This is a genomic window from Streptomyces sp. NBC_00620 (assembly GCF_026341825.1).
GTDB lineage: Bacteria > Actinomycetota > Actinomycetes > Streptomycetales > Streptomycetaceae > Streptomyces.
The window spans coordinates 1,644,109-1,665,765 of the sequence record NZ_JAPENY010000002.1; the positions used below are offsets into that span (position 1 = coordinate 1,644,109).

Genomic DNA, 21,657 nt, shown 5'->3' on the forward strand with positions numbered 1-21,657 from the left:
CGGGGGTCAGGCTGCTGCGGTGGGGTCCTGGGGGTGGAAGCGTTCGTGGGCGCGGGCGAGGCTGGTCTCGTCCTTGACGGCCTCCCAGTCGCTGACGGTGTGTGCCGTGCCGTGGTGGCAGCCTGCGAGCGCCTGGTTGATGGCCTCTTCATAGTCTCCGAGCTGCCGTGTCGCCTGGGCGATTTGGGCTATGAAGGAACCTCCGGCGAGGTGGTGTATCCAGATGTTGACGAGGCGGCCGGGCGGGCAGCCGCCGTGCGGACGTTCGACGATGCGCAGTAGGTCGACGGTGCCCGGGTGGAAGTCGAGCATCCCGCCGACGAAGGTGTGCTCCAGGACGAACGCGGCCACAGTCACCCCCAGGGCGGGGGCCGTGTCGGCCATCGTGGCGTAGGTGTCGTCGGGGACGATGTCGGTGATTCCGCACAGGAATGCCGCCTCGCGGTCCGTGATGCGTTCGAGGCCGGTGGCAGCCGCGGCGTGAGCGTCCGGGCCCTCTTGAAGGACGACCTCGATCTGCTCCGGGTCGGGTACGGCTGCGGCGATCTCGTGGACACGGTCTTCGTTGTGCCGTCCGGCGACGACGACGATCTCGGTGACGCCGGCGAGGCGGGCCTGCCGGATGTGTCGGGCGAGCAGCGTCTCGCCGCCGAAGAGGAGGGTTGGCTTGTCGCGGCCGAGGCGGGTGCCGCGGCCTGCGGCCAGGAGTACGGCGGTCGTGGTGCTCATGGGGAAACTCCCTGGGTGAGGGCGTCGGTGACGAGCTCGGCGACGCGGTGGACGTCGGGAATCCGTAGCGTGGGGTGGTAGGGGATGCAGACCATGCGCTCGAGGACCTCGAAGAGGTCGGCCTGGTACAACCGGTCGCTGGACAGGGCGGGGTAGCCGGTCCACGGCCAGTCGAACATCACGGTCGTCGCGATGCCGTTCTTCGCCATGCGTTCACGGGTCTGGCGGGCGATGGCGGGCGTGGAGAGGTCGATAGTGAAGCGCCCCCAGGTGTCTTGAGGGGTGCGTCCGGAAGGCAGCGCCGGGCAGCCGCGGGCCGCGAAGAGGCCGGTGTAGGCGCTGGCGAGGTGGTGGAGTGAGGCGCGGGTCTCGGCGCGGTGCTGCCATTGCCAGTAGGCGACGGCGGCTGCGAACTCGGTGATGGCTCGTCCTCGGTGGAAGCGGTCACCACGGAGCCATCGGTTCTCTTGGCCGCTGTGGGAGCGGCGCCCGCGCACGTGCTCGGCGTCCGCCTCGTTGCGCAGCAGTGCGATGCCGCCGCCGTCGCCGCTGATCGGTTTGGTCGGGGCGTAGGAGAACAGGGCCATGTCACCCCAGGTGCCAGGGCCGTCTCTGGGCTGGTCACCCGGGAGTAGGTAGGCGCAGTCCTCGATCACGGTGCAGCCCGAGTCGCGCAGAGCGCTGATAGCGCAGCGGGCGTACGGGGCGACCATGCCGACGTGGTGGACCCACACAACGATGGGCCGGACCGCGGTGGCGACAAGTTCGGGCACATGGCCGGCCATGGCCAGGTGTACCGGGTCGACAGGCACGGGCCATAGGCGGGCGCCGAGTTGGTCCGCGAGTGCTGGGATGGACGGGAAGCAGTTGACCGGGATCAGTACGTCGCGACCTCGAGCATCGGATGCTTCGAGGAGGAGCTCGAGGGCGTCCATGCCGGAGGAGACGGCAACCGCGTGGCGGTCGAACGCGGACGCGACGGCCTGCTCCAGTCGTTCAGTCAGTGGCCCGTCGACCATGCGGCCCGATTTGAGCATGTCGGCGACCTCCAAGTGGGTCTGCCGCCGGACCGTGCGGGAAAGGTGCGTGTGCCAGATCGGGACGTCGTACGAAGTGGTCACTGGGCCGCTCCGGCGAAGAGACGGGCGCCGCGCAGTACGGCACGGGCCTCTTCGGGGCCGGTGTTGAGGAGCAAGTCGAGGGCGGATAGGTGGCTGAGGAAGCCGTGCCGGTCGTGGAGCTGCTGCCAGTGTGGGTGGGTGAAGTCCTGCCACAGCACCTCAACCCCGACCCGGTTGAAGGGCTGTTCGTCGAGGTAGACACGGCAGCCGTCGCCAGCCAGGTAGGCGTCCGCGCCCACTGCCCGGCACAGGTCGGCCAGCCGCTGGCTGCTGCTGCCGGGCACGTTGAGGCTGCTGGCCAGCACTGTCGGGGTCTCGATGCTGAACTGCCGCCCGAAGGCGAGCGTGCATCCGATGCCCAGCTCGCTGAGCGCCTTCCACCGCTGGCAGTAGACCTCCGCGGTGACAGCGGAGAGGAGATGGCGGTGCGGGGCCCGCGCGTACGCCTGCTCCAGGGTGCGGATGTGCGCGCGGTCCCACCGCCGGGTGTAGTCGATCTCCGTTTCGCGCAGCGTGCGGAAGCCGGCGTGCCGTACGGGCACGGTCAGCAAGTGGCGCCCCTGGGTGGTTTTGATGCAGTTGCGGTTCTGCCAGCCTCCGCGGGTGAACTGGGCGTCGTCCAGCAGGATGAGGAGGTCGGCTTGGTCCCATTTATCGAGGTAGCCGCAGTACGGCAGATAGTGCGGTTGGTGGATCGCCACGGTGAACACGGCGCACCCCTTTTGGCTGTTGTGTCGGGCCGAGGGTCGGGTTATGTCAGGTCGGGCACGAGACGGTCGGCCAGGGCGAGGGCGTGGCCGATGGTGGTGCTCATGTCGTCGTAGAAGGTGGTGCCGCGGCCAGCGAGGAGCACGTCGGACCGGGCAGTCGCCAACTGCCCATATTTGGCAGCAAGTTCGGTGTTCGGCGGGCTGCGCAGCACGAAGTCGATCTGATGGGGGCCGGGGCCGGCAGATTCGAATCCGACCAGTACGGAGCCGGTCTTCTCCTGGCCGTGGTTCCAGGGCAGCAGGGCGGGGGCGTGTGAGCGGTAGTGGGGACTGGTGCCGTCCGGGTAGGTGACGACGGAGGCCCGTTGCGCTTGCTCGGCGTCGACGAGCCGCCAGTCCACATGGAGGCTGCGGCGCTGCAGCGGGCCGAGCTGGTGGCCGAAATGAGCGTCGATCGGGGTGGTGACAACCATGAGCCGCTGATATCGGGGGCGCGGCGGGCGCAGATAGTCGCGGCCGAGATGGACTTCGATGCGCGAATGGTCGGCCAGCGGATCGATCAGCGCGCTGTAACTCCCGCAGGGCAGGCCCTGCCAGCGGGCGCCGGGGTGGTAGCCACGGCTCGGGGTGAAGGAGATGCCGAACCGGTCAGCGAAGACCTCCGGCGAGAGCTGAGCGGGGTCGGTACCCCATTGCGCGCTGACATATCCGCGTACGAACGTCTCATACAGTCGCGTCCCGACCTGGGCCAGCGCCAGATCACGCACACTGTCCACCGGTCCGTCGCGGTACGGCGCCGCGTCCGCCTCGACGGTGGCACGGGCCTGATCGGGGGACAACTTGCGTCCGTAGGCGGCTTCGATGGCCTCCAGGCCGAGCGGCAGCGGTACGAGCTGGCCAGCCACGGCCGCGTGCACGGTGTGCTCGTAGACCACCATCCGTACGCGGCTGGTGATCCACCCCCAGACCCGCGGGTCGGAGGTGGCCACCACGTGGGTGCCGTACGGGTTGTACTCCACACCCGTGTGCGCATCGCGCTTCGACCAGCACAGGCCGCCCAGGTGGTGTTCGCGCTCGATGACCACCACGCTCGCCGCGCAGCGGGTGGCGATTTGCTCGGCCAGGACCAGCCCGAACAGGCCTCCGCCCACGATCACGACATCGTGTGTCCTGGCCCTGATCACAGGAACCACGCGTGCCGCTGCTCGAACTCCTCCTGAGGGGGCACCCCAGCCTCCCCTGCCATCCACTGATCCACGGTTATGGACTGCTTGATATGGCGGCATCCCAGCGCGTAGCAGCGGGACAGGCCCATGTTCGCGATCAGCCGACTGGCGACCTGCTGATGCTGCTCGCTGCCCCAGATGTCCTCCAGGTTGCCGTGGTTGAGGTCCCCGATGAGGTACTGCTTACTGCCCCACTGGGGGCCGCAGATGTAGACCTCTCCGTTGGCCAGCACCCAGCAGTTGACGCCGGTGGCCACCGTCCAGCAGTGGGAGTGGGTGCCGGTGACGCCCTTGTTGTCGTCGCCGAGGATCAGCCCGATCTTGTCCGCCCACTCCGTCAAGTCCCGCGCGGCGGCGAAGGCCTCTAGATCGGCCCGGAACTGGGTGCGCTGGGCTTCGTCGAGGACGAAGCCGCCGCCGCGGCGCTCGTAGTCGTCGGCCAGCCGCAGATGGATGGAGTCGAACCCCACGCCCTCGGCCCAGGTGTAGATCTCCCGCAGCCACCGGTAGTTCGTGCTGTTGATGATGACCTTCGCGTTGACGGCCGGTGTCGTCAGCCCCGCGGCCTGGCGCGCGGCGAGGACCGCACGGACAGCCTTCTCCATCCGGCACTGCCCGTGTTTGACCTTCGCGACGGCCTCATAGGAGGCGTCGTCGTACGCGAAGACGGCGACCTCGACGAAGACCATCTTGTCCAGGACCTCGGGGCGCGCCAGCCCCTTGCCCATCGTCATGTTCGACGCCATGCCCGCCCGGGTGGTCTCGCGCGGTAGAGCGGCGATGAATTCGGCGATTTGCCCGCCGCGCCACAGCAGTGGCTCGCCGCCCCCGCAGTACTGGACGCCGCGCACACCCATATTCGCGATCGAGACGTGGAGACGCTCCATCATCTCCAGTGGCATGCTGGCCTGCCCGTACGCGTGGTTGCGTTCGTCGGCGTTGCAGTGATCGCAGGCGACGTTGCAGTCCATCGTGCCGTAGACCTCCAGTGTCCACGGCGCGGGCCGGATCTCGATCTCCCCGTGGACCGGCAGGGTCGAGGTGTCGGTGGCGGCGTAGAGGGCCTTGTGCGCGGACCAGTACGGGCGGGGCTGTGCGGTGGCGGTGATCAGTTCGGTTTCTGTGGTGGGACGAGCCATCAGATGCCTCCGGCGGCAGAGATCGCAGTTAGAAGAACGTGCCGTGCGGGGCCTCGAACTCGGTCAGGAATTCGAGCATTCGGTTCTGCGGGTGGTGCACGCAAAACGGGCAGGACTTCAGCACCAGTTGCTCCAGGACCTGCCGTCGCTGCTCGCCACGCCAGACCTCGGCGAACGTGGAGTCGTTGATGTTGCCGATCACCCCGGCGATCCCGTCACCGGCGTCGGTACGGGTGCGCTTCTGGGCGCACAGGAACACGTTGCCATCGGCCCCGATGGCGGGCTTGAACTGCTGCCAGTGGCAGCGCCTGTATCCGCGGACCTGGTGGGTGTTGTTGTCGAAGATCCGGTCCACGATCTGAACGTCGAACCGCTCGTCGTCCAGATCCAGTGCCCGGCCCAACTCGGCCAACATCCGCTCGTGCAGCTCAGGCCCGACGGCGACGCCGGAGTACGACTTGTACTGGATGTAGTCGGCCCCGCAGTCCTTGACCAACTCGCCGCAGGCGACCAGGTCGTGCACGTTGTCGTCGTTGACGAAGAACCCGGTGCCCACCGTGCACGGCCCGTCGGCCTCCGCCAGCGCCCGCAGGTTCGCGATGATCCGATGATGGTCGCTGTTGCCGTGCAGCCGCGCGTGCAGCGCGGGATCGGCCGCGTCCAGGCTGAACCGTACGTACGTGGCCGCCTGCTTCAGCCGGGCGCCCAGCTCGGGAAAGACCCGCGAGCCGTTGGTGACCAGCCCCACCGACATCCCATGGCCGGCCGCCAGCTCAACCGCGTCGACCGTTTTAGGGTGCGTCATGGGCTCACCCCCGCCGACGAACAGCAGCGACGTCACCCCCAGCTGCGCCAACTCCTCGACCAACGACAACAGCCGCTCGGGGGCCATCCGCTCGCTGCGCTCCTTGGAGTGCAGGCTGCTGTAAATACAGAACGTGCAGTGGTGATTGCAACTGTTCGCCGGATCGATCTCAACGCTCGTCGGGAACGGATCCTCCCCGGCCGCGTACGCCCGGATCGTGTCCCGCTGCTCCAACAGCCGCAGCGGATCGAACAAGAACCGGTACCGATGGCTACGCTCGATCTCCGCGTAGCGGTAGCCGAGCGCCTCGGCCGCAGTCCGAGCGCCGGACGTCAGTTCGGCGACATCCTCATGGACGACCTTCTTGGCCGTTACGAGGAGGGGCAGTTCACTTCGCATCTGGTGCCTCCTTCAGTCGGTTCGAGTACGACCGCGTGATCGAGGGAATCAGCGTCGAGGTGTGGACTCCCGGCCCCGTGCCGGAGACCCCATGGACGGCGAGCCCGGGATTGGGAGTGGCCCTCGTTCCCCGGACCGCCGTCCGGTCCGGGGAACGAGGGGGCTGGGGCGCTGCGTGAGGAAAGAGGAGCGCGGGGTGGTCGGGCCGCACCGTTGTCGTCCTTGATCTAGAGAGTGGCTGGGCTTTGTGCCGGCGTTGGGGCGGGGGCACTGGGCCGGGTGGGCAGAGGAACGCTCCCGGTACAGGGGTGCGTGATGGCTACCACCTGGCCGAGAAGGGTCGCGCTGTCGGTCCGGATCAGGGTCTCGGGGCCGTTGCTCTGAACGGTCAGGAGAGCACCGTTGCGCAGAGCGTGGCCGAGAGTGGGACCGAGCATGACCTGCTCCTGTAGCCATTCGCTTTTCCAGAAGGGCCGGCGACTCCCTTGTGGGTCATGGCGGTCAGGCATGCGCGAACCCTCGTTCCCGGTCGACGTCGGTGACCTGGTGCCGTACTTCCTCTATCTCGGTCTCGGCGACGTGGGAGTAGTGCTGGACCACCGATGTACCGAAGGCGCTCTCGGGGATCGAGTGGCCGTGGAAGCTGGCCAGGGCCTCATCTAGGCCGCGCGGGACGGGCGGTGCGTCCAGGATGTCGTAGGCGTCGCCGGTTACTGGGGCCGGCAGTTTCGGCTCCCGGGTGATGCCGTGGACGATCCCCGCGAGCACGGCCGCCAAGGCGAGATACACGTTGGCATCGGCTCCCGGCAGCCGGATCTCCAGACGCGTGCTCTCGTGGTGACCTGCAATGCGGACAGCGCAGGTGCGGTTGTCCACCCCCCATGTGTAGTTCGTCGGCGCGAAGGAGTGCGCGGCGTAGCGCCGGTAAGAGTTGGGGGTGGGAGCGTAGAGCGGCGCCAGGTGCGGCAGTGCGGACATCAAGCCTGCAACGGACTGGCGCAGTAGGTCCGGCAGTTCGGCCCCCGCGTCCATAGTGAAAGCCGCGTCACCGTCGCGCCAGAGGGACACATTGAGGTGCAGACCGGATCCGATGCCCGTGTCGGGGGCGGCCATGAAGGTCGGGGTCAGGCGACGGACCGCGGCGAGATGACGCACGGCGTGCTGGTGGACGGTGTACGTGTCGCAGGCCCGTATCGGGTCCCCGTAGGGCCACGAGACCTCGATCTGGCCCGGCGCTCCTTCCGTTTTGACCGCCTCGACCGGCGAGTCGGCCAGGTACAGCGTGTCCTGGAGGTCGTGGAAGAACTCGGCGAGGGCGGGCGGGTGGTCGAGCGCGTAGTCCAGATTGTGGGGTGAGACCGGTGTCAGGCTCCGGTAGCCCCTCCTGCGGTTCTCCTCGCCGCTACCCTCGTAGAGCATGAACTCGCTCTCGATGCCCACCCGCACCTCCATCCCGAGGTCTTCGAGGGTCTTGAGCTGACTGCGCAGCATCCAGCGCGGCGCGACGTCGACGGGACGGCAGTCGGCATGGGCGGCGTCTGCATGGACGACAACGGTGCCCGTCAGGTAGCTGAGACGTCTGATGGCTGTCATGTCGGGGATGAGTCGCAGGTCGCCGTACCCGGTGTGCCAGCCGGTCAGGTCGAAGCCGGGCAGCGGCGTCATGTGGGCGTCCGTGGCCAAGACGTAGGCGCACATCTCCGGTCCGGCGGGCAGCTGGGAGAGGAAGTGCAGCGCGTCAATGCGCTTGCCCTTCAACCGTCCCAGCAAGTCCGGGACGGCGACCATCACGGTGCGGATCTCACCGCCTTGGACAAGCTCAGCGAGTTTTACAGCGCTCATGCTGCTCTGGCCGGGCATCAGATCACGCCCCCGGCGAGTGCGTGGTTCTCGGCCTCGCTTCCGAGCGGAGGGATCTTGTAGTTGCGCTTGCCTTGGGTGATCCACATGACCCAGGCGAGGAGAAGGACCGCGATGAGCGTGACGCCCGCGTAGTTGAAGGACTCGACCGTGATCGGCGAGGCCTGGGGCAGGCAGAACACGACGGTCAGGACGGTCACATAGACAACGGAGATCCAGCCCAGCGGCTTGCTCCAGCGGCCCAGACTCCACGGGCCGGGCTGGAAGCGGTCACCGGCCCGAAGGCGAAGGTAGACCGGGATGGCGTAGGCGGGTGTGATGCCGATTACGTTGATCGCGGTGACCGCGGCGTACGCAGTTGGCGAGTACAGGCTCGGCACGGCCAGTACCAGGGCGGCACCCACACACAGCCACACAGCAGGTATCGGGGTGCGGGTTCGGTGGCTGACGCGCCGCCACGTCGAGGAGAACGGCAGCGCCTTGTCGCGCGAGAACGCGTACGCCATGCGCGAGGCGGCGGCTGTCTCTGCGTTGCCGCAGAAGAACTGCGCCCCGATCACGACGAGCAGCAGTCCCTTGGCAACGCCCGTGCCCAGCACGTCGATGAAGATCTGTGCGGGCGGCACGCCCGTGCTCGTCCCCAGCGTGCCGTCATAGTCCTGGATGGCGAACAGCATGCCGGCCAGCAGCACAAACCCGGCAGCCCAGGACCAGGCGATGGCGCGGACGATGCCCTTGGGCGCTGCCGTCTGCGCCTGGGTGGTCTCCTCGCTCAGGTGGGAGGAGGCGTCGTATCCGCAGAAGGTGTAGGCCGCCAGAAGGCAGCCGAGGGCGGCCACGTATAGGGGGTTGGTGAAGCCGGTGCCGTTGTTGAAGTGTCCGAAGACGAACTCGGCGCTCTGGTGCTCGGCCGGGGCGAGAGTCAGCATTCCGACGATCAGCAGGACACCGAAGACCTGCCACCACACCGAGATGCTGTTCAGGACGTTGACCAGGCGTACCCCGAACGAGTTGAGCAGGCCGTGCAGCAGCAGGATGACCGCGAAGGTCCCAAAGGTCGTCCAGACCGTGGGGACCAGGCCCCATTGCAGGTTGGCGAACGCGCCGACGAACAGCGCGGCGCCGTAGTCGATTCCGCAGATGGCTCCGATGAGGCCGAGGAGGTTGAGCCAGCCCGTCACCCAGGCCCAGCGAGGGCCGCCGAGACGGTCGGCCATGAAGAACAAGGCGCCTGAGGTGGGGTAGGCGGAGGTCACCTCGGCCAGGCACAGGCCCAGCAGCAGCGTAAAGAAGCCGATGGCGACCCAGCCCCACATCATGACGACGGGGCCACCGGTGTTCAGGCCGAAGCCGAAAAGCGTCATGCCGCCGGCCAGGATGCAGATCACGCTGAACGAGATCGCGAAATTCCCGAACCCGCCCATCCTCCGGGCCAGTTCGGGGGTAATGCCCTGCGCGCGCAGCGCAGCTTCATCGTTGATCTGGACAGGGGCTCTTCTCGGAGACAACGGAGAAATCCTCTGATCGAAAGGGGAATGAAGGGAAGGGCCATGCAGCTGTCGGGCAGTGCTGCGGCGGTGGTGCTCGGATGCTCATCGGTGGCCGCCCGTGATGCTGAGGGCTCTGCTGCGAGCCGAGCGGAAGTCGCTCTGCCACCACTGGGGGTTCGGGGTGACGAGCGCCCATGGCGCGGTGGTCATGTAGGGGCCGATTGCCTCGAACACCTCGCCCGCGCGTCCCACGCCGGTGGCGGTCAGTGCGTAGGCCAGATAGTGCAGGTCCAGCAGTGAGCATGAGAGTGGGTCAGCGTGGGCGAACCAGACCTCCAGGCCCTTCCGGGCGTAGTGGGCCTTGTCGGCAGTGCTCCAGTACGCGATCACGCTGGCGGTTTGCTGGTGCTCCAGTTGCAGCCGGTAAGTCTCGACGTAGGCGTACAGCGGCAGCAGATTCAGCGGCGATTCTGCCGGTGCGAACGTGGTCACCCACTGGGCGAAGTCGAGGCCTCCCCCCCGGCCACGGGCATGAAAGACGCCCAGCATTCGGTGATACGCCTCGCGGTTGCCGGGGTCCCGCTCATTCACCCAGTCCAGCACCCTCCACGGTCCGGGAGGCAGCATCCTTTCGGGCGGAGGACTCCAGTGCACTCGATGATGAGGGAACCGCTCGTCGACATCGGTCTGTGCGAGCGCCAAGTAGCACACGTACGGCACGGGATCGGCGGGCCACCGATCGGCTGCGGCCTTGCACGCCGCGCGGGCAGAGTCGACCGCGCTGATGATTTTCTGGCCGGACAGCCCACTGCGGTGGGCGTTGAGTACACGCTGTGTCAGCACCCGGGCCCGCATCATCAGCGCGTCCGGGTCGGAGGGTTCCTCGGCGTACCACTGGTCGATCGCCTTGTTGTTGGCGGAGCCGACGGCCAGGACCTGACTGCGGGACGTACGCAGCGCCCAGTCGCCGTACGTGGCACGTAGCAGCCGTTTCGCTTCGAGGTACCGGTCTATCCGCAGGTCTTCGAGGGCTAGGCGCAGATCTTCGTCCGGGCCCGCGGCGTGAACGATCAGGTCCATGTCACTGCGGGGCATCGATACACCCCCGCATCAGGCGAGGATCTTCAGGCAGGAGGCGGTCCAGGCCTGGTGTGCATAAGGGGGACATGGGGGGTGAGTCCTCAAAACGGGGAATCGGAGGCCGCTGGGCGACAGCCGACCTGTCTGGTTCTTGGGGGAGCCAGAGAGCCGATGACTGTGGCCCAGCGGCCAGTCAGGGGGAGGCGCGTCAGAGCTGCTGGCGAGCCGCTGGGGCAGAGGAAAGCGCGGTAGGCCGCATTGCCGGCTGGGTCATGAGTGGTCTCCGGGAAACAGGGTGAGCCAGACGTCTTTGCCTCCACCGGTAGCCGGGGTGACGCCGTACTCGTCCGCGCAAGCCGCAATGAGGCTGACGCCCCGCCCGTCCTCGGCGTCAGGGGAGGCAAGCGTCAGTTGCGGATGCGTCGGATCCGAGTCGTGGACACAGAGGAAAAGTCCATCCCCCGGGACTCGAGTGAGAACGAGCCGCGCGCTCGGGGTCTGACTCTTCCCGCTGGGCGGGACGTGCTTCACAACGTTCGTGAGCAGTTCGGACAACACAAGCACGGTCCGCTCGACCAGCGGCTCAAGGCCCCACAGGCGGACGTGGGCACGCACGATGGTTCTCACAAGGCCGACCGTCTTCGCGGTCACAGCGAGGTCCATCTCGAGCTGTCCGGGGCTGCTACGCGTCATGGCGGAAACACCCGTTACTGGCGGGGCGGGCAGTGCTAGAAGGATGGTCATCTCTCAGATCCACTTCGGTCTGCGAAACCTCTCTACCGAGGCCCGGCAGCGGTGTGTACTGGTGTGGAACCGTTCAGCAACCATTCAGTCAGGACGCGAGGCCCGCGTGCAGATCCGGATGCGGACAACTGAGGAATCCGCATCGCGACCCAAGGGACCCTGATGCCGCAGCCAGAGAAGGAACTCACCCCCGACGCCTCACCCCAGGAGTGGTTCGGTGCCGAACTCCGGTACTGGAGAAAGAGGAAGCCGGGACTTCGTGCTGCCCAGTTGGGGCCGATGGTGCAGGTCAGCCCGTCCGTCATCTCGAAAATCGAGAAGGGCGCGTATCGCTGTCACTCCGAACTCGCGGCGCGCCTAGACGACGTCCTCGAGACGGGTGGAGTGCTCGTGAGGGCCTGGGGAATGGTCTTCGGCGATGCGGATAAAAAGCGAGGCGATGCGGATAACGCGGCCTCCAGCCCAGTGGAGGGGACCATTCAGGTCCGCCATGGCCGCATCCTGGGCAGAGACCCTTCCCCGCACTCTGGGAGTCCTGCGTCTGTGGACCGACGTCAATTCCTCGCTGCCGGCAGCCTTGCCGCAATCGCTCCGAAAGACCTTGCCAACCTGGTCGCTCCCGCGGCACCGCCAGAACTTCCGAAGAAGATCACCCCACGCGAGATAGAGCAGCTCCATCACGCTGCCGACGTCCTTCACCTCGCGGACAACACACATGGCGGGGGAGGCCTGGTCAGCGTGATGGCCAGCCGCACCATGGAGTGGGCTGTACGCCTACTGTCCGTTAGGTGCCCCGACCAACTGCAGATCGCGTTCCTCTCCGCTATCGCGCGGCTCGGCATCGTGGTCGGCGCTTCGCACTTCGACGCCTACGCTCACGACGACGCCCGCGTCGCCTTCAAGGTCGCATCGGAATGCGCCACCGAAGCCGGGGACTGGCACCTGCGCGCAAAGACGTACTCCTTCCTCGCCCGCCAGGCGATTTGGATCAACGACCCCGACAGTGGTCTGACCTACGCAGACACGGGCCTGGTGCGCTCAGAGCGGCTCACAGCCACCGAGAGAGCCATGCTGCACAGCGCCCGCGCCCGCGCCTTCGGAAAGATGCACGATGTGCCAGGCACCATTGCCGCTGTAGGCCAGGCCGATGAAGCCTTCGCTCACTCCAACCCGGCTGAGGATCCGCCCTGGATGGCCTACTACGACGAGGCGCAGCACGCCGGGGACACCGCCCACGCCCTCTACGAGATCGCCGTCCACATGCGTCAGGACCCGGGACAGGCCGGACGACGCTTCGAGACTGCGGTTGCAGGCCACGGAGACAGCTTCAAGCGCTCACGCGCAATATCCCGCATCAAGTTGGCGTCGCTCGTCATGGCGAAGGGTGACCCCATGCAGGCCGTAGCCATTGGCCACGCGGCACTCGACGATGTCGGCCTACTCACTTCGCGTCGAGCTGCCGACGATCTCAGGGAACTCGGCCGCTTCTCCGCCCAGCACCGCGGCCTGGAAGCGGCCGTGGAACTACGCCAGCGAATCAGGGGAACCCTGCAAGCATGACGATCTCAGCCGCCCCTGCCCCTGAAGCGCTGGAGGAAGCTTGCCGCATCGCGGGCTTCGACCCCGCTGGTGCCGAACCCATCCGTGTCGCCGAGAACGAAATTTGGCGCCTTCCCAACCGCGTGATCGTGCGAATCGCGCGGGCAGGGCAATGGGATGCTGCGGCCCGTGAGGTGCGCGTGGCGGAGTGGCTGGCCGACAACCAGGTACCTGCCGTCCGAACGCTATGCGTCGACCAGCCCGTTGACGCGGACGATCGTCCAGTGACCTTCTGGGAAGAACTTCCGGAACACGTAGCGGGATCAGTCATGGACGTGGTGACGCTCCTCAAGCAGCTTCACGCCCTGCCTATCCCTGATCTGCAGCTTGGCCGGCTGGACCCTTTTGTACGGGTCGCCGACCGGATTGACGCAGCAACGTCCCTATCTGACGACGATCGCGGGTGGCTGCATCAGCAACTCGCGGATCTGCAGGCGCAGTGGCTGAACCGTCCCGAGGGGCTGCCTGAGTGCGTCGTGCACGGTGACGCTTGGGTGGGGAACACAGTGCGCACGGCAGCCGGGCCGATCCTGATCGACTTCGAGCGGGTCTCGGTTGGCCCCCCAGAGTGGGATCTCGTCTCCACCGCGGTAAAGATGACCACAACCGGCGCCGTGTCCAAGGCCGAGTACGCCGAGTTCTGCTCCGCGTACGGCACGGATGTAACGCAGTGGGAGGGCTACGAATTGCTCGCTGGGGCCCGCCAGTTGCGCATGACCAGCTATGCCGCCCAGCACGCCGCTACACGGCTGGAGTGGCAGGCGGAAGCGCAATACCGTGTTGACTGCCTGCGCGGCCGCACGGCGCCACCCCCGTGGGGGTGGAAGGGCATCATGTAGGCCCAATTCCTCCGACGTCGTGCACCGGAAACTTGCTGAACGGGTCGTTCTCGGCGGCTTTGGCCGGGCGCACGTACACGGTGCGGGGTCACTGGGACTGGGGCGAGTACGGCAGGCGTTGGGGATTCGTCAGTAAGCTTCATCGGCCGCGGGTTCGCAATCCGAACAGACTTGGGGGGATTGTTCGGGATGCACGAGAGAATCATTACATATTTCACAACGCCGCCACGTGGAGTAATCGGCCGCACATCCGAAACAGATAGGGGTGGAGGCATTCCTGTTCTTCGCAACTTCGGCGCGCATAACGACGGCGTAGTGGTTGCAAGAATCACAGGGAAATATCTCGCCACCTGAATTGACCTCCTTGTACCAGACGGCCAGTTCGTTGGGGGTGTCCCACTCTTTCATGCAGAATCGGCAGGACAGGGGCTCATCTCCGAGGACGATCGCCCATTGGCCACACTCCGGACATTCCACGGTGCGGTCAACCAGATACTTAAGTTCCTCCTCAAGACGGGCAGATCGTTGAGAGACGAGCGCCTTGATATGTAGCAAGCGAGTGCGCAACTGATCCATCGTGGTCTCAACGAACGGGCCTTCCTTGGAGAGGGCCGGTCGCAGCTCTCTATGGATGAAGTTCAGCAGGAAGTCGAGTACCAATGCCGCCTGCGCTTCAACGGCGTAGACGCTCGCCGTATGACCGAGATGCGTCAAAGCGTTTCGAGTGTCGGCCAGATTAGTGATGGCCTGCCTTTGTTCCTTGGTGATTTGAAGATTGGCAATGTTGTTAAGTCGGTCGACGGCCCCGAGGACCGTACAGCTAGAGAAGCTGCCTTTCTCGTAGTCGACTCTCTTAGCTTTTCCTGGATCACTGAACACAAGGCTCCAGTGCTCCCGGATGAGGCGGGCCTTGAGTAGGACCTCGACGGCTGCCTGTAGGTGGAGCACTGCGTACTTGAGGTCTCGAGCGCCCGGCGCACCTTCTCGCTGGCTCAGATGGTCGAAGGCGCTGAGGAGGAAGTCCATGCCGTTGCGGACGGGCGTGAAGTCCATGTCCCGCCGTCGGCGGACCACGAGCTTCTTCTGCTCGGCGTCCGGCTTTTCAGTACTCTGTCGGTCAGCCACCTGTACCCTCTGAGTTGCGGTTCCTGACGTGCCGCGGTATCGCTTACAGTCTTCCCTGAGAGCGGAGAGAAACCGCCCTGATCCGGAAGTAGGAGCCCTCTGTGCGGAGCCGTCCGGACCGTTGAAGCTCGTTGCGTACGCCCTCGCCCTCCTGGCCCACACCTTCTCGGGACTCTTCGGCCGAGGTGCGCGGTGGTTGGGCCGCGGGTTGGTCGCTTCGGTCGCTGTCGTGGCCCCTCGCGTGGCGTAACAGGCCCCGAGGTTCGAGGCGTTCGCTTCTTCGCGGAGAGCTGTCCTGTCGCAAATGATCTGGTCCGTAGCCAGGAGGCTGACCTGTGGCGACCCGATGAGTTGAGACGTCAGGATGTCGGGCTTCTCAGTTGATCTCGGTCCGCAGGCGTGAATGTTGGCCGTCGTCTCAGTCGATCTTGGTGAGGGCGCAGACTGGCGCTCCGCGGGGCTCGCTGGCGTGTCAGCGTTTAAATGTTTCCGCTGCGTCACCCGAGTAGGGTTATGCGAAGTAATCCGGCTAGGGCGTGCGCGATGGGTAGGGGCAAAGTTGTGGACGACGAGATTTCCCCCGTACTGAACGACACCTTGAGCCCGAGATTTCAGGCGCTGAAAAGTTTCTCTGCGCGAATGCGTAGAGAAATCCGGGTGGGCTCGCTCATCTGGGATGAATCAGACCTGGACGTACGGGCGCTAACGATCAATAACTGCATGCGAAGACAGCGAGACGCCATCGAGGGGGCGATTGCGCTCGGTGACGCCAGGCAGGGCCATCTAGCGGTGGCCTTCGTGCGAGCCTTCCTTGAGGAACGAATGTGGGTTACATTCCTCGCTTCCATGACGCACAGCGAGGCGAATGGCCTGCTGCTGGTAATGGGCCGCTGGGACGCTCGGCGGGCACTGATCGCGCAGCGGGACTACATCGGCGATCTCGATATGACGTTGCACCTGTGGTTCCCGCCGGGATTTGTTGATGCTCACGCTGCGACGTTGGACGACGTCAAGAATGAACTGCGCCAACTTCGCGGCCGGTGGGGGTGGCAAGGGATACTCCCCTCTGCGAAATGGGTGGCGGAACAAACATCTCTCCTAGAAGAGTACGAATATTTGCATTCTGCGACCAGTCGCGCGCTGCACTTTTCCGCCGGAGAAGTACTACGGAGAGGGTGGGGTGTGCCAGGCGGTGCCCTTGTCACCGACAAGGACGAGTTCCGTGAACACCTCGCGGAGTTCGCCTACGATCAACTATGGCGGCAGCATATAGGGACCATCATCGGGGCCGCCGACTTTCTCGGCGATGCGTCGATCAGCGTGCCGGACGATTTTTTTTCGGAAGAGAATCGCATAAAGTTGATATCGGAACTAACAAATCTGGGACGCGTCCCCCTCGTGCACGCGCACGAATGGAACCTGGCGCCTCCAGCGTCAGGAACGCGTATCGCGTGGGCAGCGGTCACGCTCGCACAATCAGCCGATGCCGGACTCGACGAGGCAAGTGAAACCGGAAGTCAATGAGGTCTTCGCAACGGTGATTTCAGTGCTGCGGCCACGGGCGTGCAACCGTTGGCCGCACGCAATCGTCCTTCGTGTATGCCTCAGCCGAGCCGCAACCGAGCCCCTTCTCCTTCATGGCAGCGCTGCGGGCACGGCGCAGACCCCAACAGCGATCCCGACGGCTGCCCCGGTATCCACGTATCCGGCCACACCGCTTGCCTCGCCCACCTGGCTACTGCCGACCGCGACGCCTACCTCGCCGGTCTAACCCCCGGCGCCAACGTTGATCACCGTGGCACCCCCTTCACCCAGCGGGTCCTCGCTGACTTCCTGTACGCCCTTCATGACCCCGCAACCGGAGGGACACACCTCGGCGTTGCCGACTTTGGGTGGGCGACCTTCGAGGGCATCGCCTTGTTCCATTCGGCGACCTTCGAGGATGACGCCAACTTCGCGTCGGCAACCTTCAAGGGTGACGCCAGCTTCGGGTTGGCAACCTTCAAGGGTGGCGCCGGGTTCGAATCGGCGCGCTTCGAGGGTGACGCTCTGTTCGTGACGGCGACCTTCGAGGGCAACGCCGGTTTTGGATCGGCGAATTTCAAGGGCATCGCCGGGTTCCTGATGGCGTGCTTTAAGGGCACCGCCAGATTTGAGTTGGCGCACTTCGAGGGTGACCCCATCTTTGGGCTGGCGAGCTTCGAGGGCACCGCCAGATTCGAGTCGGCGACCTTCGAGAGCGGCGTCGACTTTCACGCGACGACATTCAAGGGCGATGCCTGGTTCGTGTCGGCCAGCTTTAATGACACCGCCGACATCCGGTCGGCGAACTTCGAGGGCACCGCCGGATTCATGTCGGCGACGTTCGAGAGCCCTGTCGACTTTCAGGCGACGATATTCAAGGGCATCGCCGGATTCGGGTCGGCGACCTTCAAGAGCGGCGTCGACTTTGGGCTGGCGACCTTCAAGGGCGACGTCGAGTTCAGGTCAGCGGCCTTCGAGAGAGCGTCAATCCTTGGGCCGATGGTGTGTGCCGGGCAGGTCACATTGTCCGGGGCGACCTTCGGCGGCCCGGTGACACTCTCGTTTGCCACACGGCGCCTGGAATGCTGGCGGACCCGCTGGTCATCGACTGCTGAGATACGCCTGCGCTACGCCACGGTGGATTTCGCTCATGCGGTCTTCGAGTACCCCCTCACGATAGCTGCGGAGCCGGATCCGTTCGTTCTCGCCGACGGCCGGCAGCTGGCCGAGGGTCCATTTGCGAGTGCACCCACCCCTGGGGTGAGACTGGCGTCGCTGCGCGGAGTGGATGCTGCCCATCTGGTCCTCGCCGACGTCGATCTCGCAAGATGCCTCTTCGCTGGCACAGTGCACCTGGACCAATTGCGTCTGGAGGGCGCCTGCACGTTCGACACGGTCCCGCCCGCCGTGCACTGGCGACGTTGGCCGCCCGTACGGTTCACCGAGCGCAGGGCCCTCGCCGAAGAACACCACTGGCGTGCCAGCCAGCCGGGGGCAGTCCGGGGCTGGAACGTAGCGGCACTAGGCGCCGGACAGGCCGGGCCGCTGCAACTGGCGCCGGTGTATCGGGCGCTGCGCAAAGCGTTCGAGGACGGAAAACACGAGCCCGGGGCCGCGGACTTCTACTACGGGGAGATGGAGATGCGCCGCCACGCTAGCGACATCCCCCGCAGCGAACGGGGCCTGCTGACCGCGTACTGGGCGTTGTGCGGCTACGGTCTGCGCGCCTCCCGAGCCCTGGCCTGGCTCGGTGCCGCCATGCTTCTCACCATCGTGCTTCTGATGGCCGTCGGCCTTCCCAGCGACACTCCGAAGCAGACAGCGACCGGCACCGTGCCGGTCGGCGGAGGCAAGGTGACCTTCGAGATCGACAATGACGATCCGGAGAACCCCACCGGCAACCGGTTCACCGGCGAGCGCTTCGAGAAGGCGCTGAACGTCACCCTCAACTCAGTGGTCTTCCGCTCCGCCGACCAGGACCTGACCACCGCCGGCACCTACACCGAGATGGCTTCCCGCCTGACCGAGCCTGTCCTCCTGGCCCTCGCGATCCTAGCCGTCCGCAATCGAGTCAAACGCTGACCTCGTGCACCCAGGCACTCAAGCAACCGGTGCACCCGAACCGCCATGAGCCATCGCACGAAAGATTTCAGTGCCAAGGTCACAGATCCGCTCACTGAAATCTTTCGTGCTGCCAGACACCGGCGGAGAGCAACCGCCGGAAAGGCCCGAAAGAAGGAACATCGTCATGATCCGGCGACCCATTACGAGTCAGACTTTCCGAGCTTCTGACCAGCGAAGACGCCGAGACTGTAACAGGAATGGCGATTCGCCGTAAGAAGCGTGAGGGCTGGGTGCCCTCACCCCCGGTACGGCGCAAGGAGATGCCCCTCCATGAGCATCACCTCCGGTCTCACGCTCACGGTCTATGGACCGGGCGGGCAGCCCCTTCCGCGGACACGAGCAGTTCGAGCGCTGTTGAGAAGACCGCCGCTACCTGCCAGGAAGTGACCGCGTACGAACAGGTCGGGAGAGACCTCCAGACCATCGCGCACCACAAGTCCCGCGCCCCCAAGGGCTGCTGCGCATGACCTTGCGCCCGGAGCCCTACCGGGCACCGAGCCTTCCGGATTCAGACCGGGAGGCCTTCACCCAGATGATTTGCGAACTCTTCGACGTGCCGCGGCACTTCATCTCCTGGAGGCCCGACGCGAACACGAGCACCGAAGGACAACAGAGATGAGCACCACTCTCGTTCCCGTTCCGGACGCGGAAGCGGATGACGATCAGGCGCAGCTCACTGAGCTCGAGGCCACCATCGCTTTGATCGCGTGCGGCCTCCGCCACGGCAAGAGCCGCGCATGCGACCGACACCGAAAGAAGGGCGAGACGCTGCTGCGGATCGCCTCGACGGGGGCCGTCGACGCCCTCGCTGCGGCGATTTGCGGCTGCGAGCACCGCCGTTCGTGCGCGCCGTGCGCCTCTAAGGCCCGCCAGATCATCGATGCGTACAACGAGGAGGCCGAGTGACCACGGCCGGCGCCCTGCGCGACGCGGTTGTCTTCGACCTCGAGGGCGGCCTCATCGACGTCTCCGCTGTCCGTCACCTATTCCGTGGAGCTGGTGGCTCCAGCGCTGCGACGTCTGACTTCGATGTTCAGCCCGGCTCTCACCTGGACGTCAGATGTCCTCACTGGTCACAGGCTTGTTTCGTTGACGCGACGCGAGAGTCGGCCGTGGCACCTTCTGAGAATGCCCAACGCATTGTCGCGAGACGTCACACTCAAGTTCATGACCAGGCACGGAGCCATCACGCTGGCGATGTGCGGCAAGGGGGTAACCCCCCGCAAGCAGGACGCCCGCATGGTTATGCTCAACGGCTAGCTGAACAGCGATGAGGGGGAGCGATGAGGCTTGCACGCGGTGTGAGCAGGGTCGTGGCGGCTCTGCGGCCGGGCGAGGCCCCCTCCGAGATGCGGGGTCTGGCGCTGGAGCTGAGCCGCGCGCTGCGCACGAGGATCGAGAGAACCCCGGTCGACGTACGGGAGTTGGCGGCGGCACTGTGCGAGGAGATGGGCGGTCGCCGCGGCGGCCGTCCCGTGCGGCTCCGGTTCGAGCGGTTCCCCGACGAGTTCGAGGTCACCGGCTTGTGGCTGGAGTTCCACGACTTCGACCTCATCGTCATTGAGGAGCGGGCCGAGACGGTCCAGCAACTCGTGATTCTCGGCCATGAGTTGTGGCACATGAGGCAGGGACACCACAATCATCACGTCGACGGGGCGGCCGCCGCGGCACGCACCCTGTCGGACGGCACCGGCTGGCAGGAGATCGCCCTGACCGTCGCCGCCCGAAACGGGTCCCATGCGGCAGACGAGGCCGAGGCCGAGGATTTCGGGCTGCGTCTGGCGAGTGTCTTCCGCTCGTGGGTGACCGGCCTTGGTACGCGATCGGGTCCCGTCGGCCCGGTTGGGCGGGACATCCAGGCGTCGCTGGGCTATCGCGGACGGGAGGACTGATCGGTGATGAGCCCTTCCCGTTTTCTCGACGACCCTTACATCGCCTTTTGGATACCTGCGGGGGTCCTGACCGCCGCTCTTGTGATCAAACTGCCCAGCATCGTCAGGCTCTGGAAGGATCCGCTGCTCAGAGCTGTCGGTGGTCTGCTCGTCCTCGCCTGCGCCATCTTCGTATTCGCGGCGCCACCGACCATTGCCTGGACCAACCGGGTCACCGGCGTGCCGAACATCTCCGCTCCCCTGGTCTACAGCATCCTCACCGCGTTTGGCGGATCCTGCCTGCTGTTGATCGCCTCATGGAGAAACGGCATCTCCGATCGGAGTGAGATAACCCGCCGTGTCATGCGGTGGGTTGTCGTCGCCTACTCGGGTGTGATCACCGCCCTGTGGGTGCTGTTCGCGCTCGCCGGCGTCCACGAGGAGCGGCTCCGGGACTTCGACACTTACTACGCCACCACACACTTCATGCGCGAGCTGATCCTGCTCTATCTGCTCGCGCATTCCATGGCATGCCTGATCACCGCCAAGCTGATCTGGAACTGGGTCCGCACCGATGGTCTCGACGCATGGCTGCGAGGCGGCCTGACGTGCCTGGGTATCGGCAATGCGATGAACCTGATCTTCGACGGCGCGAAACTCTCGGCGGTCGTCGCCCGGTGGAGCGGCCACGACCTGGACCGGTTGAGCACCGATCTCGCGCCGCCTGTCGCCAGTGTCGCCGCCGTCCTGATCGCGGTGGGCTTCGTTCTGCCCCACATCGGCCAGTACCTGCACCGCCGTGCCCTCATTCGGCTCAGCCACTGGCACCTCCGACCCCTGTATCTGCTGACGCGAGCCGACAGCGACGACCGAGTCCCCTTCACACTGCGGGCCACCCCCGAACTGCGCCTGATGCGCCGCGAGACGTTCATCCGGGACGCGCTGCTCCGCCTAAGCCGGTATGTCGACGAGGACCTGGGCCGACGGGCCTACGACGCGGCACTCCGTCTGGGACACGAGGCCGGCCGGGCGAAGTCGCTCGCCCACGTCGTGACGATCCAGGACGCCATCGAGACCAAGCGACGCCCCCGGAAGGGCGACGCCACAACCCCTTTCAACAGCCCGGACATCGTGGACCTGTTGGAGGAGATCGAAGCCGTGTCCCGGGCCCTCCCCAACACCCACGACATCAAGGCGGTCCGCGCGCTCGCGGCCGCCACAGCAGAGAGCGTGCCTCCCGCATGAATGCCAGCCCCACGAGTGACCGACCCT

18 protein-coding genes are annotated in these 21,657 nt (G+C 65.9%); 7 read left to right on the forward strand and 11 right to left on the reverse strand.

Annotated features, from left to right (window positions below; genetic code table 11):
• Positions 1–6: 6 nt before the first annotated feature.
• The 10 genes from OG246_RS26670 to OG246_RS26715 all read right to left on the reverse strand — a co-directional run bounded on the left by OG246_RS26670 (position 7) and on the right by OG246_RS26715 (position 11,252).
• Entirely contained in the window at positions 7–729 is a 723-nt protein-coding gene (locus OG246_RS26670; protein WP_266468767.1) for a nucleotidyltransferase family protein, read from the reverse strand.
• Complete coding sequence (locus tag OG246_RS26675; protein WP_266468770.1) at positions 726–1,850, reverse strand: DegT/DnrJ/EryC1/StrS family aminotransferase; 1,125 nt, start codon at positions 1,848–1,850, stop codon at positions 726–728. Before OG246_RS26675 ends, OG246_RS26670 begins: the two co-directional genes overlap by 4 nt.
• Positions 1,847–2,560, reverse strand: a complete 714-nt coding sequence (locus tag OG246_RS26680) for a WbqC family protein (RefSeq protein ID WP_266468773.1) — start codon at positions 2,558–2,560, stop codon at positions 1,847–1,849. Before OG246_RS26680 ends, OG246_RS26675 begins: the two co-directional genes overlap by 4 nt.
• Before the next feature lie 41 nt (positions 2,561–2,601).
• Positions 2,602–3,753: a UDP-galactopyranose mutase gene (locus OG246_RS26685; protein WP_266468775.1), complete on the reverse strand. Its 1,152-nt coding sequence runs from the start codon at positions 3,751–3,753 to the stop codon at positions 2,602–2,604.
• Positions 3,741–4,925, reverse strand: a complete 1,185-nt coding sequence (locus OG246_RS26690; protein ID WP_266468783.1) for a radical SAM protein — start codon at positions 4,923–4,925, stop codon at positions 3,741–3,743. The genes OG246_RS26685 and OG246_RS26690 overlap by 13 nt, the downstream gene beginning before the upstream one ends.
• A 28-nt stretch (positions 4,926–4,953) precedes the next feature.
• A complete protein-coding gene (locus tag OG246_RS26695; RefSeq protein ID WP_266468786.1) occupies positions 4,954–6,129 on the reverse strand; it encodes a radical SAM protein in 1,176 nt (391 codons plus the stop codon).
• 501 nt (positions 6,130–6,630) lie between these two features.
• Positions 6,631–7,971, reverse strand: a complete 1,341-nt coding sequence (locus tag OG246_RS26700; RefSeq protein ID WP_266468790.1) for a glutamine synthetase family protein — start codon at positions 7,969–7,971, stop codon at positions 6,631–6,633.
• A gap of 17 nt (positions 7,972–7,988) precedes the next feature.
• Positions 7,989–9,497, reverse strand: coding sequence for an amino acid permease (locus tag OG246_RS26705; RefSeq protein WP_266468795.1), 1,509 nt, complete (start codon positions 9,495–9,497; stop codon positions 7,989–7,991).
• Positions 9,498–9,581: 84 nt separating this feature from the next.
• On the reverse strand, positions 9,582–10,574 hold the full coding sequence (locus tag OG246_RS26710) for a hypothetical protein (RefSeq protein ID WP_266468798.1): 993 nt from the start codon (positions 10,572–10,574) through the stop codon (positions 9,582–9,584).
• 255 nt (positions 10,575–10,829) lie between these two features.
• A complete protein-coding gene (locus OG246_RS26715; RefSeq protein ID WP_266468802.1) occupies positions 10,830–11,252 on the reverse strand; it encodes an ATP-binding protein in 423 nt (140 codons plus the stop codon).
• 213 nt (positions 11,253–11,465) lie between these two features.
• On the opposite strand from OG246_RS26715, the gene OG246_RS26720 reads away from it, so the two are divergent.
• Together OG246_RS26720 and OG246_RS26725 are read left to right on the forward strand one after the other, a co-directional pair.
• On the forward strand, positions 11,466–12,863 hold the full coding sequence (locus OG246_RS26720) for a helix-turn-helix transcriptional regulator (protein ID WP_266468805.1): 1,398 nt from the start codon (positions 11,466–11,468) through the stop codon (positions 12,861–12,863).
• A complete protein-coding gene (locus OG246_RS26725) occupies positions 12,860–13,741 on the forward strand; it encodes a phosphotransferase family protein (protein WP_266468809.1) in 882 nt (293 codons plus the stop codon). Before OG246_RS26720 ends, OG246_RS26725 begins: the two co-directional genes overlap by 4 nt.
• Before the next feature lie 129 nt (positions 13,742–13,870).
• On the opposite strand, the gene OG246_RS26730 is transcribed toward OG246_RS26725, so the two are convergent.
• On the reverse strand, positions 13,871–14,866 hold the full coding sequence (locus OG246_RS26730; RefSeq protein WP_266468812.1) for a hypothetical protein: 996 nt from the start codon (positions 14,864–14,866) through the stop codon (positions 13,871–13,873).
• Positions 14,867–15,427: 561 nt separating this feature from the next.
• Between OG246_RS26730 and OG246_RS26735 the strand changes: the two genes are divergently transcribed.
• The 5 genes from OG246_RS26735 to OG246_RS26755 all read left to right on the forward strand — a co-directional run bounded on the left by OG246_RS26735 (position 15,428) and on the right by OG246_RS26755 (position 21,630).
• The gene (locus OG246_RS26735; RefSeq protein WP_266468815.1) at positions 15,428–16,390 is read left to right on the forward strand and encodes a hypothetical protein; all 963 of its coding nucleotides are present in this window, start codon (positions 15,428–15,430) and stop codon (positions 16,388–16,390) included.
• A 75-nt stretch (positions 16,391–16,465) separates the two neighbouring features.
• Positions 16,466–18,472, forward strand: a complete 2,007-nt coding sequence (locus OG246_RS26740) for a pentapeptide repeat-containing protein (protein WP_266468818.1) — start codon at positions 16,466–16,468, stop codon at positions 18,470–18,472.
• Between the two features lie 657 nt (positions 18,473–19,129).
• Positions 19,130–19,420 (forward strand): hypothetical protein, encoded by a 291-nt coding sequence (locus OG246_RS26745; RefSeq protein ID WP_266468821.1) that lies wholly within the window; start codon positions 19,130–19,132, stop codon positions 19,418–19,420.
• A gap of 377 nt (positions 19,421–19,797) precedes the next feature.
• Complete coding sequence (locus OG246_RS26750) at positions 19,798–20,406, forward strand: toxin-antitoxin system, toxin component family protein (protein WP_266468824.1); 609 nt, start codon at positions 19,798–19,800, stop codon at positions 20,404–20,406.
• A 6-nt stretch (positions 20,407–20,412) separates the two neighbouring features.
• The gene (locus OG246_RS26755) at positions 20,413–21,630 is read left to right on the forward strand and encodes an MAB_1171c family putative transporter (protein WP_266468828.1); all 1,218 of its coding nucleotides are present in this window, start codon (positions 20,413–20,415) and stop codon (positions 21,628–21,630) included.
• The last annotated feature ends 27 nt before the right edge of the window (positions 21,631–21,657 follow it).

Bases quoted from the DNA above. Each gene is read 5' to 3' on its own strand.
- OG246_RS26670 (WP_266468767.1), bottom strand. From the start codon at position 729: ATGAGCACCACGACCGCCGTACTCCTGGCCGCAGGCCGCGGCACCCGC.
- OG246_RS26690 (WP_266468783.1), bottom strand. From the start codon at position 4,925: ATGGCTCGTCCCACCACAGAAACCGAACTGATCACCGCCACCGCACAG.
- OG246_RS26695 (WP_266468786.1), bottom strand. From the start codon at position 6,129: ATGCGAAGTGAACTGCCCCTCCTCGTAACGGCCAAGAAGGTCGTCCAT.
- OG246_RS26700 (WP_266468790.1), bottom strand. From the start codon at position 7,971: ATGAGCGCTGTAAAACTCGCTGAGCTTGTCCAAGGCGGTGAGATCCGC.
- OG246_RS26710 (WP_266468798.1), bottom strand. From the start codon at position 10,574: ATGCCCCGCAGTGACATGGACCTGATCGTTCACGCCGCGGGCCCGGAC.
- OG246_RS26715 (WP_266468802.1), bottom strand. From the start codon at position 11,252: ATGACGCGTAGCAGCCCCGGACAGCTCGAGATGGACCTCGCTGTGACC.
- OG246_RS26720 (WP_266468805.1), top strand. From the start codon at position 11,466: ATGCCGCAGCCAGAGAAGGAACTCACCCCCGACGCCTCACCCCAGGAG.
- OG246_RS26725 (WP_266468809.1), top strand. From the start codon at position 12,860: ATGACGATCTCAGCCGCCCCTGCCCCTGAAGCGCTGGAGGAAGCTTGC.
- OG246_RS26740 (WP_266468818.1), top strand. From the start codon at position 16,466: ATGCCTCAGCCGAGCCGCAACCGAGCCCCTTCTCCTTCATGGCAGCGC.
- OG246_RS26745 (WP_266468821.1), top strand. From the start codon at position 19,130: ATGAGCACCACTCTCGTTCCCGTTCCGGACGCGGAAGCGGATGACGAT.
- OG246_RS26750 (WP_266468824.1), top strand. From the start codon at position 19,798: ATGAGGCTTGCACGCGGTGTGAGCAGGGTCGTGGCGGCTCTGCGGCCG.
- OG246_RS26755 (WP_266468828.1), top strand. From the start codon at position 20,413: ATGAGCCCTTCCCGTTTTCTCGACGACCCTTACATCGCCTTTTGGATA.